Origin of the sequence: Phaeobacter sp. JH20_26 (assembly GCF_048056275.1) — a bacterium.
Lineage (GTDB): Bacteria > Pseudomonadota > Alphaproteobacteria > Rhodobacterales > Rhodobacteraceae > Phaeobacter > Phaeobacter bryozoorum.
In genome coordinates this window covers 292,664-309,797 of sequence record NZ_JAYMWL010000019.1, presented here as the reverse complement: position 1 = coordinate 309,797, position 17,134 = coordinate 292,664, and the positions used below count along the sequence as shown (strand labels likewise).

The 17,134-nt window shown below is 63.2% G+C and carries 12 protein-coding genes; 4 read left to right on the top strand and 8 right to left on the bottom strand.

Annotation, left to right across the window (positions count from 1 at the left end; translation table 11 throughout):
- Positions 1 to 659 precede the first annotated feature (659 nt).
- Positions 660 to 1,199: a hypothetical protein gene (locus tag VWY60_RS16925; protein WP_416592530.1), complete on the top strand. Its 540-nt coding sequence runs from the start codon at positions 660 to 662 to the stop codon at positions 1,197 to 1,199.
- A gap of 81 nt (positions 1,200 to 1,280) precedes the next feature.
- Entirely contained in the window at positions 1,281 to 3,857 is a 2,577-nt protein-coding gene (locus VWY60_RS16920; protein WP_416541224.1) for an HWE histidine kinase domain-containing protein, read from the top strand.
- 86 nt (positions 3,858 to 3,943) lie between these two features.
- On the opposite strand, the gene VWY60_RS16915 is transcribed toward VWY60_RS16920, so the two are convergent.
- From VWY60_RS16915 to VWY60_RS16880, 8 genes are all read right to left on the bottom strand, one after another.
- A complete protein-coding gene (locus tag VWY60_RS16915) occupies positions 3,944 to 7,159 on the bottom strand; it encodes a 2Fe-2S iron-sulfur cluster-binding protein (RefSeq protein ID WP_416541223.1) in 3,216 nt (1,071 codons plus the stop codon).
- 149 nt (positions 7,160 to 7,308) lie between these two features.
- The gene (locus VWY60_RS16910; protein WP_416541222.1) at positions 7,309 to 8,082 is read right to left on the bottom strand and encodes a LamB/YcsF family protein; all 774 of its coding nucleotides are present in this window, start codon (positions 8,080 to 8,082) and stop codon (positions 7,309 to 7,311) included.
- On the bottom strand, positions 8,079 to 9,134 hold the full coding sequence (locus VWY60_RS16905) for a biotin-dependent carboxyltransferase family protein (protein WP_416535242.1): 1,056 nt from the start codon (positions 9,132 to 9,134) through the stop codon (positions 8,079 to 8,081). Before VWY60_RS16905 ends, VWY60_RS16910 begins: the two co-directional genes overlap by 4 nt.
- Positions 9,131 to 9,883 (bottom strand): 5-oxoprolinase subunit B family protein, encoded by a 753-nt coding sequence (locus tag VWY60_RS16900; protein WP_416541221.1) that lies wholly within the window; start codon positions 9,881 to 9,883, stop codon positions 9,131 to 9,133. The genes VWY60_RS16905 and VWY60_RS16900 overlap by 4 nt, the downstream gene beginning before the upstream one ends.
- A gap of 248 nt (positions 9,884 to 10,131) precedes the next feature.
- A complete protein-coding gene (locus VWY60_RS16895; protein WP_340546834.1) occupies positions 10,132 to 10,911 on the bottom strand; it encodes a class II glutamine amidotransferase in 780 nt (259 codons plus the stop codon).
- Entirely contained in the window at positions 10,911 to 12,380 is a 1,470-nt protein-coding gene (locus VWY60_RS16890) for an aminotransferase class V-fold PLP-dependent enzyme (RefSeq protein ID WP_416541220.1), read from the bottom strand. The genes VWY60_RS16895 and VWY60_RS16890 overlap by 1 nt, the downstream gene beginning before the upstream one ends.
- Positions 12,381 to 12,571: 191 nt before the next feature.
- A complete protein-coding gene (locus tag VWY60_RS16885) occupies positions 12,572 to 13,915 on the bottom strand; it encodes an aspartate aminotransferase family protein (RefSeq protein WP_416541219.1) in 1,344 nt (447 codons plus the stop codon).
- On the bottom strand, positions 13,912 to 14,718 hold the full coding sequence (locus VWY60_RS16880) for a 3-keto-5-aminohexanoate cleavage protein (protein ID WP_416541218.1): 807 nt from the start codon (positions 14,716 to 14,718) through the stop codon (positions 13,912 to 13,914). Before VWY60_RS16880 ends, VWY60_RS16885 begins: the two co-directional genes overlap by 4 nt.
- Positions 14,719 to 14,960: 242 nt before the next feature.
- On the opposite strand from VWY60_RS16880, the gene VWY60_RS16875 reads away from it, so the two are divergent.
- Together VWY60_RS16875 and VWY60_RS16870 are read left to right on the top strand one after the other, a co-directional pair.
- The gene (locus tag VWY60_RS16875; RefSeq protein ID WP_340546830.1) at positions 14,961 to 16,358 is read left to right on the top strand and encodes an aspartate aminotransferase family protein; all 1,398 of its coding nucleotides are present in this window, start codon (positions 14,961 to 14,963) and stop codon (positions 16,356 to 16,358) included.
- Between the two features lie 142 nt (positions 16,359 to 16,500).
- Complete coding sequence (locus VWY60_RS16870) at positions 16,501 to 17,082, top strand: GNAT family N-acetyltransferase (protein WP_416541217.1); 582 nt, start codon at positions 16,501 to 16,503, stop codon at positions 17,080 to 17,082.
- The last annotated feature ends 52 nt before the right edge of the window (positions 17,083 to 17,134 follow it).

Genomic DNA, 17,134 nt, shown 5'->3' with positions numbered 1-17,134 from the left:
ATGGCCGCAAGCGGTTTTTTGACATTTTCATGAAGTTTCCGGGAAAAAGTAATATTATCAAGCAATATCAGACTGTTACACATCCATATTCGACAGATTAACCCAGCTTCCTTGATCCATTCTGCCCGCAACCGCAGGCGCGATCTCCAAAGATCCCCCTGCTCAAATCTATATATAGAGGTACGCATGCCCGGGACCACTAAACGCCTGCCGACTCGCGCTCATCCGACTCGGTGTCTCAGCGCGTCACGCGCCCCGAGCACGGGACTCTCAGCGTAAAAAGTCCACGCCGTGGCCCCCGGCTCGCAAAATCGACCCGCGCCGCGAGGTCACTATAAAGACTATGGCTTGTGTCGTCGCACCATCATAGGCTTTGGTGGAGCCGCAGCCGGGGCGTGGCGGCATCGGTCAGAACACTGGTCAATGTCCTCCTCATCGCCCGCCGACTGCGATGGAAGGCACGACCAGCCCGGGCCCGCTGATGCCTGGGCTGCCACGGAATCAACAGCGCAATCGCGGAACCAAGACAAAAGACGATGAGAGACCTTCCCCTATCCCAGTCCGCGCAGCGAGCGGCGGAGAGCCGTGCGTCAGCAGCCCCCCCGGCACCTGCCCCCGGCCAAGACGGAGCGCGCGCTACGAATGACGGTTTCCGCCACATGCTGCGCCGGATCACCCGTATGGAACATGACGCGGCAGAGCGGGCCTTTGCCCCGTTTCACGAAAGTCCCCTGCCCCATCTCGCCTGGTTTCTCAGCTGTCAGCATACTGCGCTCTACGCGCTATCGCGGACCAGCGGCGGCCAGACCGGTCGCGCCAGCCCGCTGCTGGCAGCGCTGATCGACGCCCTGCGCGCGGATTGCGCCGCCATCGGGCGACAGCCGGCCGTCATTGCAGCGGATACGCCAGAGCTGCACCCCACAGCCGTCGACTATCTGGTGCTTGGCTCGCGCATGGGCAATGAGGTGCTGCGCCGCCGCCTGAGCGATGCCGCAGGACCGGGGGAGCTGCCTGACTATTTCAGACCGCGCGACCATCTGGTGCCATGGCGGGCAACATGCGATGATCTGGATCACCTCCCCCCCGATGGCGCGCTGGCGCATCGGATCGTGGCGGATACCCGCAAGGGGTTTGACCTTTTCCAGACCGCCGCCCGGCTTACACCGTTCGGCACCACGCCGATTGAATTACCCGCTTGATATATAAGACTGCTGAGAAGACTGCGCGGATCGGACAGCGCGCATGATATTGATAACATCCCAATAAAAAGGGCCTGTATAATGGCTTTGGAACAAACCGTTTCCACGACGACCCTGACCAACTGCGATCGCGAACCCATTCATCAACTGGGCCGGGTGCAATCCTATGGCGGGCTGATCGCCTTATCGACCGATTGGATCGTGCAGCATGCTTCGGAGAACCTGCAGGAAATCCTGGGCATCGCGGCTGAGGAGGCCATCGGCCAGTCGCTGGCAGGGCTGATCACCGAGGCGGCCTTCAGCCGCGTTCGCCGCAATCTGGGCGCCTTGGAAGCCCCGGACAGCAGCCTGCGCTTTTTCAACATCCCGCTGAAGACCGGCGTTCAGGCCTTTGATATCAGCATCCATCAGAGCGGGCGCCATCTGGTGGTGGAGTTCGAACCGAAGTTCGACCGCAGCGAGCGCGATGTGATGTCGGAGATCTATCCGCATTTCTCGCAGCTGCGCCGCGATGAGGGCATCGCCCGACTGGCGCAGGGGGCGGCACGGGGGCTGCAGGCGCTTTCCGGTTTCGACAGCGTGATGGTCTATCAGTTTCAGCCCGATCAGTCCGGCCAGGTCATTGCCGAGGTGCGCAGCGACCGGACCAAGAAATACGAAAACATGTTCTTTCCCGCCTCCGATATCCCGGTTCAGGCACGCGCGCTCTACAAACGCTCGCTGCTGCGGCTGATTGCGGATGTGGATGATGCCGGCTCACCGATCACCCCTGCCTTCAAGATCGACGGCGCCCCGCTGGACCTGTCGCTGGCGGTGACGCGCGCCGTGTCGCCGATCCATCTGGAATATCTGCGCAACATGGGCGTGCGCGCCTCGATGTCGGTGTCGATCATGAAGGATGGCGAGCTTTGGGGGCTGTTTGCCTGCCACCACAATCGCCCGCGCTACATTGATTATGAGCGCCGCACCGCGATCGAGATGTTTGCCCATGTCTTCTCCTATGAGCTGAGCCAGTTCGAGACCAAGCAGCGCAGCCGCGAAGAAAAGAACATGAACCGGCTGCAAACGCAGCTGATGGCGATGCTGGCGGATGGCCGCCCGTTCAAGGACAGCCTGATATCGGTGTCCGAGGATATTCAGGACGTGATCCCGCATGACGGGCTAGTGCTCTACTCAGATGGCGACTTCCAGGCCACCGGCCTCACCCCGACCGCCGAGGAAACCCGGTCGCTGGCGCGGATGCTGGATCTGACCATCGGCACAACCGCCTTTTCCACCAACCAGCTGGAGAGCCTTCACGAACCCGCACGCGACTACATCGACCGCTGCGCAGGCATTCTGGCGATCCCGATCTCCAAACGCCCGCGCGACTATCTGATCCTGTGTCGGCGCAAGATCTCGCAGACCGTGGAATGGGCGGGGGATCCGACCAAACCGATGGAGGTCGGCCCCAATGGCGTGCGGCTTACCCCGCGCAAGAGCTTTGAGGCCTGGCAGGAAACCGTGGAATGGCGCAGTGTCCCCTGGGCAGAGGAAGCCCTTCACAGTGCCAATCTGCTGCGCACCGTGCTGCTGGAAATCTTCCTCAAGGTGACCGAGGCCGCCAATGCCGAACGGGCGCGGGCCGAGGAGCAGCAGCAATTGCTGATCTCCGAACTCAACCACCGGGTCCGCAATATCCTCAACCTGATGCGCGGGCTGGTCACCCAGACCAAGGGAACGGCGCGCACGCTGACCGAATTTACCGACAATCTTGATGGCCGCATCCATTCGCTGGCACGCGCCCATGACCAGCTGACCAGCGAACAATGGGAGCCCGCCTCTCTGCGCGCCCTTATAACCTGCGAACTGGAGGCCTATACCACCGGGCGTCCTGGTGAGGTGGTGATCAACGGTCCCGACGCGTTGATCTCGCCGACGGCGTTCACCACGCTGGCGCTTGTCCTGCATGAGCTGACCACAAACTCCGTCAAGCACGGCGCGCTCAGCAACGGGGTGGGCCGGGTCATCATCACCCTGAAGGAAGAAGACAGCGGCGCGCTTCTGATCGACTGGGTCGAACGGGGCGGGCCACCGGTTGCCCCTCCCTCGCGGCGCGGATTTGGCTCCTCGATCGTGGAGAATTCCATCCCGCATGAGCTGAAGGGCGATGCCACGATCCAGTACAAGACCACAGGTCTTGAGGCATCGTTCCGCATTCCCACCCTCTACCTGCACAAGATCGTCGATGAGACAACCGTCGCCGAGACCACCATCATGGTGGATCCGGCCCAACAGGCCGCGCAGCTTCAGGGCAAGGCGCTGGTGGTTGAGGACAGTTTCATCATCGCCATGGATCTTACCGCAATGCTCGAAGATATGGGTTTCTTCGAGGTCGCCAGCGCCTCCTCCGTCGGCAAGGCGCTGGACGCACTGGCGGAGGGCGGCTTTGAATATGCGGTGCTGGACGTCAATCTCGGCTCCGAACAATCGGTGCCGGTGGCCGAGGAGCTGGCCCGGCAGGGCATCCCCTTTGTGCTGACCACCGGCTATGGCGAGGTGCAGGATATCGTCGATATCTACCCGCCCTGCCCGATTGTGCAAAAACCGATCTCCGAAAGCGCGCTGGCCACGGCCCTGATCCGCGCAGTCGAGATGAAGGCCGCAAGGGATAGCTAAACCGCGACCTACCAGCACGATACGGGCCGCGCGATGTCACGCGCGGCCCGTTTTATTTGCGGCCGGCTGACGCCTCCGCGCAGCGCTCAGAGATCCACCTCGATCACGCCGCCCTTTTCTGCGGCCCGTGACTGGCACAGGATCACCGCGCCCTTGCGCTGCGCCTTGGACAGCACGAAATCGCGGTGTTCCACCTCGCCTGAAACCAGCCCGCATTTGCAAACACCACAGATGCCGTCGGAACATTTCACATCAATATGAATGCCGTTCTCCGCCAGCACATCGGTGGCGGTTTTCTCCGCAGGCACCAACACCTCACGCCCCGAGCGCGCCAGCTTCAGTGTGAAGTCGTGGTTTTCATACTCCGGCACCTCCGGCACCGAGAAATACTCAAGATGGCGCGCCTCCTCAGGGAAGCCCTGCCGCTCTGCTGCCTCCATCACCCCACTCATGTAGCGATCCGGCCCGCAGGTGTAGACATGCCAGCCGTCCTGATACCCTGCCAGCAGCTGGTCCAGATCGGCGCGGCTGCCCTCATCCGAGACATGCACCCGCACATTGTCCGCCCAGCGCATCGCTGCAAGATCGTCGAGATAGCCTGCATCCTTGCGCGAGGGGACGGAGTAATGCAGCTCAAACGGCTGTCCCAACGCATGCAGACGATGCGCCATCGCAATCATCGGCGTGACACCAATTCCGCCCCCCATCAGGAAACTGCGGCTGGCCTCCTCCACCAGTGGGAAATGGTTGATCGGTTTGGAGATAAAGACCCGCCGTCCCTTAGTGAAAATCCGGTGGAGCAGCTTCGATCCCCCTCGCCCCACATCCTCGCGCAACACCCCGATCTGATATTTCGACCGATCCGCCGGGTCACCGGACATGGAATACTGGCGCAGGAACTCCGGTGCCACCACGATGTCCAGATGCGCCCCCGCCGTCCATTCGGGCAAGGGGCTGCCGTCGAGGCTCTGGAACTCGTACTTGGTGACGCCATCGCTCATCACATCGACATTCGACACCTCCACCCGCAGAACCGGGCTGTCGCTGTCATTGGTATAAATGTGATCCCAATCGCCGGTCTCGCCGCGGGCGCGCCGGGCCTTGTATTCCTCAGCGGTGATCATCGCCTGATAGGCCTCAATCCCCGCCTCCCGGTCCATAGGAAACGGATAGGGCCAGGGATGCGGCGCCAGATGCGCGGGGTAAACCGCCAGCGTCTGATCCTCATAGCGCAGATCCAGATCCTTTTGCAGCGCGCGCGCATTGACCGGGTGGCGCGTCGGGCGATAGCCGCCGTCCTCTTCCAGCTCCAGATCCCACCACCATTTCTTGGCCGGGTTCATCTCGCCATTGCCGACCATGTCATCCAGCCGCGCCAGCGCAGGCGCCGCCGCTGGCATATTCATCGCCGCCCAGCGGAAGGGTTTTTCCTTGAATATCCCCTCCAGATTCCAGGGGCAGGTTTTCATACACCGCCCGCACATCGCCCCGCCGGGCGTGGTGATCCGGTAGGTGGTGCATTTCTGACTGTCCGACTTCCAGATTTCATAGCCATTGAACATCAGCTTCGGCCCGGCCGTGATCGCCCCCGACGGGCATTCGCGCGCACATTTGTTGCAAGCCTCGCAAAACTCCTGCAGGCCAAAATCAATCGGCTTGTCATGCGCCATCGGCATGTCGGTGGTCACAACCCCAGACTTCAGGCGCGGTCCGAGGAAGGGATTCAGGATCACCTCACCAATCCGGCTCACCTCCCCCAGCCCCGACAACAGCAGCAGCGGCGGTTGCAACACCTCACCATCCATCACCGTATGGGCCTTCGCCTTGTAGCCGAGGTTGCGGATCTGGCGCGCAATCACGCCGCCCAGCAGCGAAAACCGCAGATAGGCCCGCATCGACTGCGCCACTGCAATCCAGTCGTCCCCCGAGGTGCCCTCGGTGGTGTCAAAGCCCTGATCGACAATCATCGAAATCGCCTGATCATGTTCCGGGTGGATCTCGGCGCCGGTGGCGTCATGGCTGTACCAGGTCCACTCCGGGCAGCGGCTGATTCCCACCGCATCAATCCCCAGCCAATAGCTCGCCGCCTTGATGTTGGCGGCATTGCGCTCCGCATCCGTGGGGCGCGGTGCCTGCGTGGCCGGCGCACCATCCTGCAACAGCACAAAGGCCCCCAGCATCCGCCGCTGCGCCATCGAAGGCGCGGCCTTGCGCACGTAGAACCCGCCGGTTGCGGCCTGCTGATTGGTCTTGCCCATATCGCCGAACTGGCTGCGGGCAAACATGTCGGCGCGTTTGGGCACCCGCGCCACCCGCGCCTCGTCAATATAGGTGGTGGGATCCTCCACCCGCTTCAGCGTTTCAAACGGATGCGGGCCATCGCGGAAATCGCGGCGGGCAAAGGGGTCGCCATTCAGCGCTGAGCGTTCCGACCCGATCCCCAGCCACCATTTCGGCCCCTTCACCTGCATCACCGGTTGCAGATCCTGCGGCAACAGCGGCTTGTCCTGCACCATGTCGAAATCGGTGGTTACAACCGCAACGCCAAACCGCGTCCCCAGATAGGGGTTCACCAGCTTGCCATCCTCAACCGTCGCAAGCCCCGCCGCAACGGTCAGCTGATTGAGATCCACATCCGCCGACGTCCCGGTATGCGCCTTGGCATCCCAGCCCAGCAGACGGATGTAATTCGCCAGCACCACCGCCGTCTCCGAGGCCCGCAGACAGGCGCGGTGCCGCTCGGCCCCCTCCAGCCAGTCGCAGCCCACCTCCTCCGGGCGCGGGTCGCGCGGCATGTCGTACAGGAACACAATCGAATGGGTGTGATCGCCGATGGTGGTCGGCGGCGCCTCCATCGCATCGCGCAGATCCGCCATGATCATGTCGATGCCAGAGGCCAGCGTCTTGGTCTGGCGGGTCTTCAGGTCGTGGGCCAGACGGTCGATATCGGGGTTGCGATAAGGCACGTGCAGCCGGGCAGAGGCAGGCATCGGCCCGATCCCCACCATCGCCGCATCGCTGAAATAGCCAAAGGCCTTGATATGATCGGCCCGCTCCTGCGGATCGCTCGGGCAGTCAGCTTGCGCCTTGTTGACCAGCCCGTCGCGGATCGCATCCATCATCGCCTGATATTCGCCCATCGCATTGACGATAGAGGCAGGCATATCGGGCCGGGCAAAACTCAGCCGTTGAAATGGCGGCACCGCCGTCAGATCCGGCATCACCCCGGGCTGCAACCGCTCCATCGGAAAGGGGCCCAGATGTATGGGGCGTGAGCGGGTCGAGAACAGACGAAGAGGCATGGCAGGGACCTGATACAGGGATGGGCTGCCACAGGTTTACTCCAGAAATCGGAGATTGGAATAGGCTCCAACATCCAATTTATATACTCAGCGGTACAAACTACTGATATACATCAAAATTATTCACATCCAATTTCACATCACCCTGCCTAACCGCGGCGGCCCTCAAAGGCACGGATAGCGATTCCACCGTCAGAGAGCGACTGGCGCACCGAACGGGCCAGCTGCACCGCCGTGGGCGTGTCGCCATGCAGGCAGATGGTGTCGATGGCCGTGGGAATGCGGGCGCCACTCTCCGTGATGATCGCACCTTCCGCGACCATCTTCAGGATCCGCGGTCCCGCAATCTCCGGGTCATGGATCACCGCGCCGGGCAGCGACCGGTCCACCAGCGTGCCATCGTCATTATAGGCCCGGTCGGCAAAGATCTCACCGCACCAGTTGCAGCCCAGCTCGCGCACCACCTCCTCCATGGCGGTGGCGGCCAGCACCATGATGATCAGATCCGGGTCCAGATCCAGCGCCGCCTCATAGCAGGTCCGCGCCATGCCGTGATCGACGCAGGCCATATTCGACAGGGCGCCATGCAGCTTCAGATGGCGCACCTCGGCGCCCGCTGCCCGCGCCATGCCCTGCGCTGCGCCCAGCTGGTAGCGGATCAGATTGGCCAGCGTATCCTGCGGCACCTGCATCTTGCGGCGGCCAAACCCCTGCAAATCATCGAAACCGGGATGCGCGCCGATCCCGACGCCATGATCCCGCGCCAGTGCCATGGTCGCGGCCATCACATCCGGGTCGCCCGCATGAAACCCGCAGGCAATATTGGCCGAGGAGACCACGTCAAGCAGGGCTGCATCATCGCCCATCGTCCAAGGTCCAAAGCTTTCGCCCATATCGGCGTTCAGATCGACGGTTTTGCTCATGTCTCGGCTCCAGGCTCATCTCGGGGTTCAAAAGGATCCGCTGCGGCGGAAACCACGCCACCAATCAACTGATAGGACAGAAGGTCAGCCATATCAGCCGGATCGCGCAGCAACGGTCGGCAGGCAGAGGGAAGCCGCGCCAGCGCCGCGTCATGCGCCGCCTGCTGCGCCAGCCCTTCGGCCAGCGAGACCCAGCGAAACCGCAGCACAGCCCCAGCAGCCGCCTGAACCGCCCGCGACAGATCGCAGGGCAGAACCGTACCGATCCGGGGATAGCCGCCGGTGGTCTGCGCCTCGCGCAGCAGCAGGAACGGGCGGCCATCGCCGGTCATCTGCACATCGCCCGGCACGATGACCTCCGACAGAACGTTCAGCTGCCCCGCTGCGGCAAATCCCTCGCCCTCGGACATCAGTTGCAGCGCCATGCGGCTGGCGCGCCGCCCCGGCGTGAACGGCGTCTCGGCAAACCGCCGACGCACCGCCGGGTCAAAAAGATCGGACTGGAAACTCTCGACCAGCCGCAGCTCGCCGCCGGAGAACCGATCCGCCACATCAAGGCAAAGCCCGGTCACCCGCCGCGCCGCCGGCGTCGTCTCCTCGCCAACCGGCAGGATATCGCCCTCGGCCAGCGGCGCGCCAAGAGCTGCCACCAGATGCGTCGACCGTCCGCCCAGCCGCTGTGGTGTGGCCAATCCGCCGCCCAGATGCAGATAGCCATAGACGCCGCGCCGGGCCGCGCCGATCTCCAGCCGCTGCCCCGGTTCAATCCTGTGCGAGCCGTTCCAGACCAGCGGCGCACCATCCAGCGTAGCCTGCATCTCGGCGCCGGTCAGAGCAATCCGCATGGGTTCGGTTGCCTCGAACAGCCCGCCCATGCCGGCCATCTCCAGCGCCGCCAACCCGGCATCCTGCCGCAGCAGCGCCGCGCCCTCGGCGAGCGCCAGCCGATCCGCCGCGCCGCCCTGCGACAGCCCCTGCCCGATATAGCCAACCCGTCCGCCGTCCTGCACCGTGCAGGAGGGACCGATCCGCAGAACCCGCAGCGCTCTCATGATGTGACCTCGCTGACAATTGCACCGCCCTGTTCGGCGCCGCTGTCCCGCAACCGCTGAAACGCCGCGCGGCTCACCGGCTCGAACTGCAACTCATCCCCCGCCCGCAGCGCAAATGGATCGGCGGCTTCGGGTTGAAACAGCGTCAGGCCAGTCTGCCCGACATGGCGCCAGCCGGTCGGTGACGCGGTCGAAAACAGGACGAACTGGCGGATCGCAAGCACCAGCGCCCCGACCGGCACCTGAGGGGTGACTTCGCTCTGGCGCGGGATGTCCCAATGTTCGCCCAAAGTGCCCAGATAGGGCTGCCCGGGGGCAAATCCGATGGTCAGCACCCTGACCCGCGCCGCGCCCAGCTCGTCAATTGCCGCCTGTTCGCTCAGGCCCGCCAGATCCGCCGCCTCGGCCAGCTGCGGTGCAAGCTCGGTCCCATAGACCGTGGGCACCCGCCAGAACCGCCGCCCCTGCGGCAAGGGCGCTTCGCGCCAGTCCCGTGTCTGCAACAGATCCGCCAGTGCCGCGTGCAAACGCTCATGCGGCAGCTCTGCCGGGTCAAACCGCACAAAGACCGAGGCCAGCGATGTCGCGGTTTCCACCACACCGCTCAGCGCCAGATCGTCGACCGCACCGCGAAAGGCCAGCGTGGCGCGATTGGTGGCCTCATCCAGCTGATCGCCAAAGCTGACCAGCATACCGGACAGCCCGACATTTCGGATCAACGGGTAGGTGGGTGATCCCTCACGCGACATGGTTCCTCCGACACAGGTCCGGGCGCCGGACCACCCCTGCCGGGCGGCTCAGCTATCCCCGTCCATTTTCGCCACAGGGTTGCGCTGCATCGTAGGGATAGTCAACCGGCCTCTTCCCGCGATCCCCCTGATATATCGGAGGGCGGGCAGAGGCCCAGTTTAGGGGCCAGTCAATAGCCCGGTCAAAGGCTCAGCTACAGGCAAGATCTGAGACCCGTCAGAGCCCCCGCTCTGACCCGCCCGGATGGCTACGCTGCCAGCGCCGCGGTGAACGGCAGCTCGACAACCCGCCCCCCTTCGACGACCAGCGCACGGTTCGGCTGCACCTCGATCCAGTTCCGGGTGTCGCTGTCCAGCGGCTCGGAGGTGACAATCACCCCCTCATCGTAGATCCGGTAATAGAGGCTCGGTGCGTATTGATCAGAGGCATAGCGCGCCGCAAAAAGCCGGGTGCCATCGGACCAGCAGGCGCCAAACCGCATATGCGGCGTGGTGCCATGATCGCGCGACACCGCTTCGACCTGCTGTACCGCCGCCGCCACCGCGCCAATCGGATCCTCATCAAGGCCAAGCCCAAGCGCGATCAGGAAAATCGCCTCACTCTCGGTGCCGCCCAGACGGTGATCGTAGAAAGCATCCGGGATCATCGTGTCCAGCCGCTTGCGGAACATCATATGCCCGCCGGCCTGACCATTGTGCATGAAGCTCCATTTGCCACTGGCAAACGGATGGCAATTGTTGCGCGAGGTCGCCGTCCCGGTCGAGGCGCGCACATGCGCCAGAAACAGCCCGGTCTTGGTGTGGCGCGAAATCTGCGCCAGATTTGGATCGGACCAGGCCGGATGGGTATCCTTGTACAGACAGGGTTCGGGCCGGTCCGAATACCAGGCCATCCCAAACCCATCAGCATTGATCGGCGTCTTGCAGATCAACGCGTTACGGCACTGATGCACCAGCGAATGTTCCGGTACGAAGACCAGATCCTCAAGATAGCGCGGGGCCCCGTTCCAGGCGAGCAGACGGCACATTATGCCACCTTCGGCGCAAAGCGCGCGGTAGAGACATCGACGTTATAGCCCTCGCAGAACCGTTGCGGATCCTGCGCCAGGTCCCGCACCGCATGGATGATCGCATCGGCTTTCTCATCGCTCAGCGTGGCGGAGAAGTTGAGCCGCGTCCAACCCGGCTTCTCGATCTCCTTGCCACCCAGAATGGCCGCCCGCATGGCGCGGGACTGCACATGCCCGATGTTCAGCAGCCGATGCGCGTAAGGTCCGGCACAGGCGCAGCCGCCGCGGGCCTGAACGCCATAGTGATCCGACAGCATCCGGGTGAACAGCTGCTGGTGGATCGGCGCGCCGGTCTCGGGGTCCTGCACCTGAAACGAAAAGATCGGCAGCTTCTGCTTGGCGTTCGGATTGCCAAGGATTTGCAGATTGGGCAGACCCTGCCAGGCCGCCAGCGCCCGCTGGCGCAGCTCTTCCTGCCGCCGGTCCATAAACGCCTGACCCATCGCCTCCTTGACCAGCAGGCAGAGCGCGACGCGGATATCGCCCACCACATTGGGCGTGCCGGCCTCTTCTCGGGCGGCAAGATCCTCGGCGTAGTCATGCTGCCAGGGCGAGACGAATTTCACCGTGCCGCCACCGGGCAGCGTCGGGCGTGTGCTGGCCACTGAAGCCTTGCGCAGGATCATCACGCCGGATGCCCCCGGCCCGCCCAGGAATTTATGGGCAGAGAATACAATCGCATCCTTCTCGGCATCGGTGCCCGCCGCCATATCCATCGGCAGATAGGGGCCACCGCCCGCATAATCCCAGACCACCCGCGCGCCGTACCGGCGCAGCAACCGGCTGACCGCATCGGTGTCGGTGACAATCCCCGTCACGTTGGAGGCCGCTGAAAACGCCCCCACGATCAGGCGGTCGCCGCCTGCCGCCCCCTGCAAGACCGCCTCCAGCTCCGCCATGTCCGGCCCACCCTCGGCCGCTTCGGCAATCTCCACCACCTCGGCGCCGCTTTCGCGCCAGGGCAGGATGTTTGAGTGATGCTCATAAGGGCCAAGGATCACCAGCGGCCGCTGCCCCGCCGCCACCGCGCCGGACACCCCCAGCAGATGCACCAGCCGGTTCAGACCCGCCGTTGCACCCGATCCGGTAAACACCGTGGCAAAGCGATCATCGGCGCCGCAGATCCGCGCAATCGTCTGCCGTGCCGCGCCACGCAGCCGGGTCATGAAGCTGCCGCAATAAGACGCCTCGGTGTGACTGTTGGCATAAAACGGCAGCACCTCCGCCAGAACGAAGTCCTCAACCTGCCGCAGGGCGCGGCCAGAGGCGACATAATCGGCGTAGATCATCTTGACCGGCCCATTTGGCCCCGGCAGCTCGGCCCCCTCACCAATGACACCCGCACGCAGGCGCTCCAGACAATCCGCCCCGGCAAGTGATGCGCGAAAGCGATCAAGAAGGTTGGCAGGGGCGATATCTGTGGTCATTTGATCGGTCCTCTTGGAGTTATGCAGAGATACTACCAAGAAGATATGAAGAAACATCACTCATATACTGCGTGAGCACATCATTCTTTTCACGGAATGATCTCAAAACCTGCCAGTCCGCCGATCAAAACCTGCACAATCCGGCTACGGCCCACCAACGTGATCGCCAAACGACCGAGTCGCCCGCGATCTCACCCGGTTCCAGAGCCCGAAGCAGGCAGAACCTGCGCCAGCGCAATCTTCAGCTTGTCAGTGATCTCGCCGATCTGATCCTGCGTCAGGATGAAGGGCGGCGCGAGCAGGATATGATCGCCGTTGCGCCCATCCCGCGTGCCCGCCATCGGATAGCAGATCAGCCCGGCCTCGAACGCGGCCTTCTTCAGCTTGCCCGCAATACCTAGGCCGGGATCAAAGGGCGTCTTGCTCTCCCGGTCGGCCACCAGCTCGATCCCGCGGAACAACCCGCGCCCGCGCAGATCGCCAACATGAGGATGCTGGCCAAAGGCCTCGACCAATGCGCCATGCAATGTCTCGCCCATCTCGGCGCTGCGCTGCACCAGCCCGCGATCCAGCAGCGCCCGCACCACTGCCAGCCCCGCCGCCGTTGCCACCGGGTGCCCGATATAGGTGTGGCCATGTTGGAAAAACCCGCTGCCGCCTTCAATGGCGTCATAGATCCGGCGGCTGCACAGCATCGCGCCAATCGGCTGATAGCCAGCGCCCAGCCCCTTGGCGATACAGAGGATATCGGGCGCAACACCATCCGCCTCGCAGGCAAACAGATGCCCGGTGCGCCCCATGCCGCACATCACCTCATCCAGAATGAGCAACACGCCATATTGGTCGCAGATTTCGCGGATACGCTTGAAATAGCCCTCAACCGCAGGCACCGCGCCGGATGTCGCCCCCACCACAGGCTCCGCCATGAAGGCCATGACCGTCTCAGGCCCAAGCCGCAGGATCTCCGCCTCCAGCTCATTGGCGACACGCTGGCCATAGTCATAGCTGCTCTCGCCGTCGCCCCGATCGACATATTCATAGCAGGGCGCGATATGCGAAATATCAATCAACAGCGGCGCAAACTGCTGGCGTCGCCATTCATTGCCGCCGGCCGCCAGCGCCCCCAGCGTATTGCCGTGATAGCTCTGCCTGCGCGCGATCACATGACGCCGCGCGCTGTCGCCGCGCTCCAGATGATACTGCCGCGCCAGCTTGATCGCGGCCTCGGTCGCCTCGGATCCGCCAGAGACGAAATAGACCCGGTCCAGATCCCCCGGCGCCTGTGAAATCAACAGATCCGCCAGCGCCTCGGCCGGTTCCGAGGTCATGAACCCGGTATGGGCAAAGGCCAGCTGGCCCACCTGCGCCTGCACGGCTGCAATCACCTCGGCATCGGAATGCCCCAGACAGGACACCGCCGCGCCGCCGGAGCCATCGAAATAGCGTTTGCCATTGGCATCAATCAGATAACAGCCATCGCCCCCAACGGCAGTGGGCAGATTGGCCTTGGTGTGGCGCGGAAAAACATGGCTCATGGCTGAGCTCCTTGATCATTGAAAACAGAGCGCGCACAGGGCAGATGCCCCGCCGCACCGGCACGTTCGACAAAAGCCGCGACAGAGGCCGCGTTGTCAGGATACTCCGAACCGTCCGCAGCCTGGGTATTGTTTTCAAACCCGATCCGCAGCCGCCCCCCGGCCTCAAGCCCTGCCAGCAGGCAATCATGTTCCCTATGGCCAAAAGCGCAGAGCCCCCAGTCCAGATCCAGATCCGCAGTTGCCGCCAGAAACGGGCGCAGCTCCGCTGGATGGGCCAGACACGGCGGCGCGTATTGGCCAAGCACAAAAATCGCGGACCGCATTTGCGCCGGAACATCCCCGCGCTCATAGGCCCGGCGCAACTCCGCAATGCAGTCGGCACCGTATAGAATATGCTGCACCTCGGTCCCCGCCTCCGCACAGACCGCATAAGCCCGCGATGCCAATCGCCAATCCCGCGCCATCTCTCGGATAGACACAGAGGCCGCCGCCGGACGCAGCGCCTCCAGACAGGCCAGCTGATCGGCCACGTCAAAAATCCCGGCACTCTCGGTGGTAATCTGGATCGCCATGCCCGGCGCGGCCTCGGCCACCGCCGCCATCGCCTCCCGGTAGCGCGCGGCATCCAGCGAATGCCCCCCGTCCCGGTCGCGCACATGCAAATGCAGCGCATCCGCCCCGGCGCGCTGGCAGGCCGCCGCCGTCGCAGCAATCTCCGCCGTGCGCAGTGGCAGCCCTGCATGATCCGCCTGCTGCCGCCGTGCCCCATTGGGGGCCGCCATCAGATGATATGTCGTCAACGCGTCGCTCCGCCTGTGTCCTGCACCGATCTGGCGCATAACAACACACGTTCTCAATCCGGCAATTACAGAACATATGTTTTTTTGCAGAACTCATCCGCCAGCTCCGCGTCTGGAGCTAAATTGCTCCGACAACTGGACCTAGAGCAAAACGTAATTATAGCGTTTCGTAGTGACAGGGCGAGTCTGGCCAGCCGACCGGTGGCGGATCGCATTTTCGAACAACTTGGAAAGGGCATGTCATGGATGGCACGTTCAATGAAAACGACCTGAGCCGGGTCATCGCTGCCGACAAGGCCAACGTCTGGCATCACCTGATCCAGCACAAACCGTTTGAGGAAAACGACCCCCGCATCATCGTCGAGGGCAAGGGTATGCGGGTCTGGGACCAGAACGGCAAGGAATGGCTCGATGCCGTCTCCGGCGGTGTCTGGACCGTCAACGTCGGCTATGGCCGCGAGGAGATCGCCAAGGCGGTCTACGATCAGCTGATGAAACTCTGCTATTTTGCCCAGTCGGCAGGGTCCATCCCCGGTGCACTGTTCGCCGAGAAGCTGATCTCGAAAATGCCGGGGATGAGCCGGGTTTATTACAACAACTCCGGCTCCGAGGCGAATGAGAAAGCCTTCAAGATGGTGCGCCAGATCGCGCACAAGAAATACGGCGGCAAGAAAACCAAGATCCTCTACCGCGACCGCGACTACCACGGCTCGACCCTCGCGACGATGTCCGCAGGCGGTCAGGAAGAGCGCAATATGCAATACGGCCCCTTCGCGCCCGATTTCGTGAAGGTTCCCCACTGCATGGAGTACCGCAAGCACGAGCTGGGTCTGGAGCATCTCTCCGGCAAGGAGTTCGGCATTGCCGCCGCCAACCTGATCGAAGAGGTCATCCTGCGCGAAGGCCCCGACACCGTCGGCGCGCTCTGCCTTGAACCGGTGACCGCAGGCGGCGGCGTCATTGAGGCGCCCGAAGGCTACTGGCCGCGCGTGCAGGAGATCTGCAAACAGTACGACATCCTCTTGCACATCGACGAAGTGGTCTGTGGCGTTGGCCGCACCGGCACCTGGTTCGGCTATCAGCACTACGGCATCCAGCCTGATTTCGTGACCATGGCCAAAGGTGTGGCCTCCGGCTATGCCGCGATTGCCTGCCTTGTCACCACCGAGGAGGTCTTCAACATGTTCAAGGATGACGCCAGTGATCCGATGAACTACTTCCGCGATATCTCCACCTTTGGCGGCTGCACCGCCGGCCCGGCGGCCGCGCTGGTCAATATGCAGATCATCGAGGACGAGAACCTGCTCGACAATTGCACCGCCATGGGCGCGCGGATGAAGGCCAACCTTGAGGCGTTGATGGAGAAACATCAGGTCATCGGCGATGTCCGCGGCAAGGGTCTGTTCCTCGGCGCCGAACTGGTCGCGGATCGCGAGACCAAGGAACCGGTGGACGAGAAACTGGCGCAGGCGGTTGTGGCTGAATGTGGCAATCAGAACGTCATCATCGGTGTGACCAACCGCTCCATTCCGGGCAAGAACAACACCCTGTGCTTCAGCCCCGCGCTGATCGTCACGCCGGAAGATGTGGACAAGATCACCGACGCGGTGGATGTGGCCCTGACCAAGGTGTTTGGCTGATCACCCCCCATCAGGCCTGATAAGTCAGGCCTGGCAGACCGGTCCAATCTGGCCTGATCGAAAAATCCAAAGGTGGCCCTTACCACAGGGCCACCTTTTCTGCATCTCTGGGTCGGATGTTTCAGATCAAAGGTGCGCAACCATGTGGGCGTCTCCCCTGCCGCTGACGGGCAAGACCGTCAGCCTCACCCCGCTTCTGCCCGATCACGCCAGCGATCTGGCAGAAGCCGCCGCCGACGGTGACCTGCACCGGCTGTGGTACACGACAGTGCCCGCACCGCAGGATATCGGAGCCGAAATCAGCCGTCGCCTTGCCCTGCAACAGAGCGGCAAAATGGCCCCCTTCGCCGTGCTGGATCAGACAGGTCGCGCGGTCGGCATGACCACCTATATGAACATCGACGCCGCCAACCGCAGGCTGGAAATCGGCTCCACCTGGTATCGCAGATCGGTGCAGCGCAGCGGGATCAACACCGAATGCAAACGGCTGCTGCTCACCCATGCGTTTGAAACGCTCGGGGCCATCGCGGTGGAGTTCCGCACCCATCGTCTCAACCGCCAGAGCCGGGCCGCCATCGAACGGCTCGGCGCACAGCTCGACGGGATCCTTCGGGCGCATATGATACTGGCCAATGGCACCCTGCGCGACACCGCCGTCTATTCCATCACCGCCGCCGAATGGCCCACGATCCGCGCCCACCTGCAACATCTGTCAGACAGGTAACCCGGCCCAGTACGGAAGATCCGCTTTCTCACCATCACCATCATCACGGGCA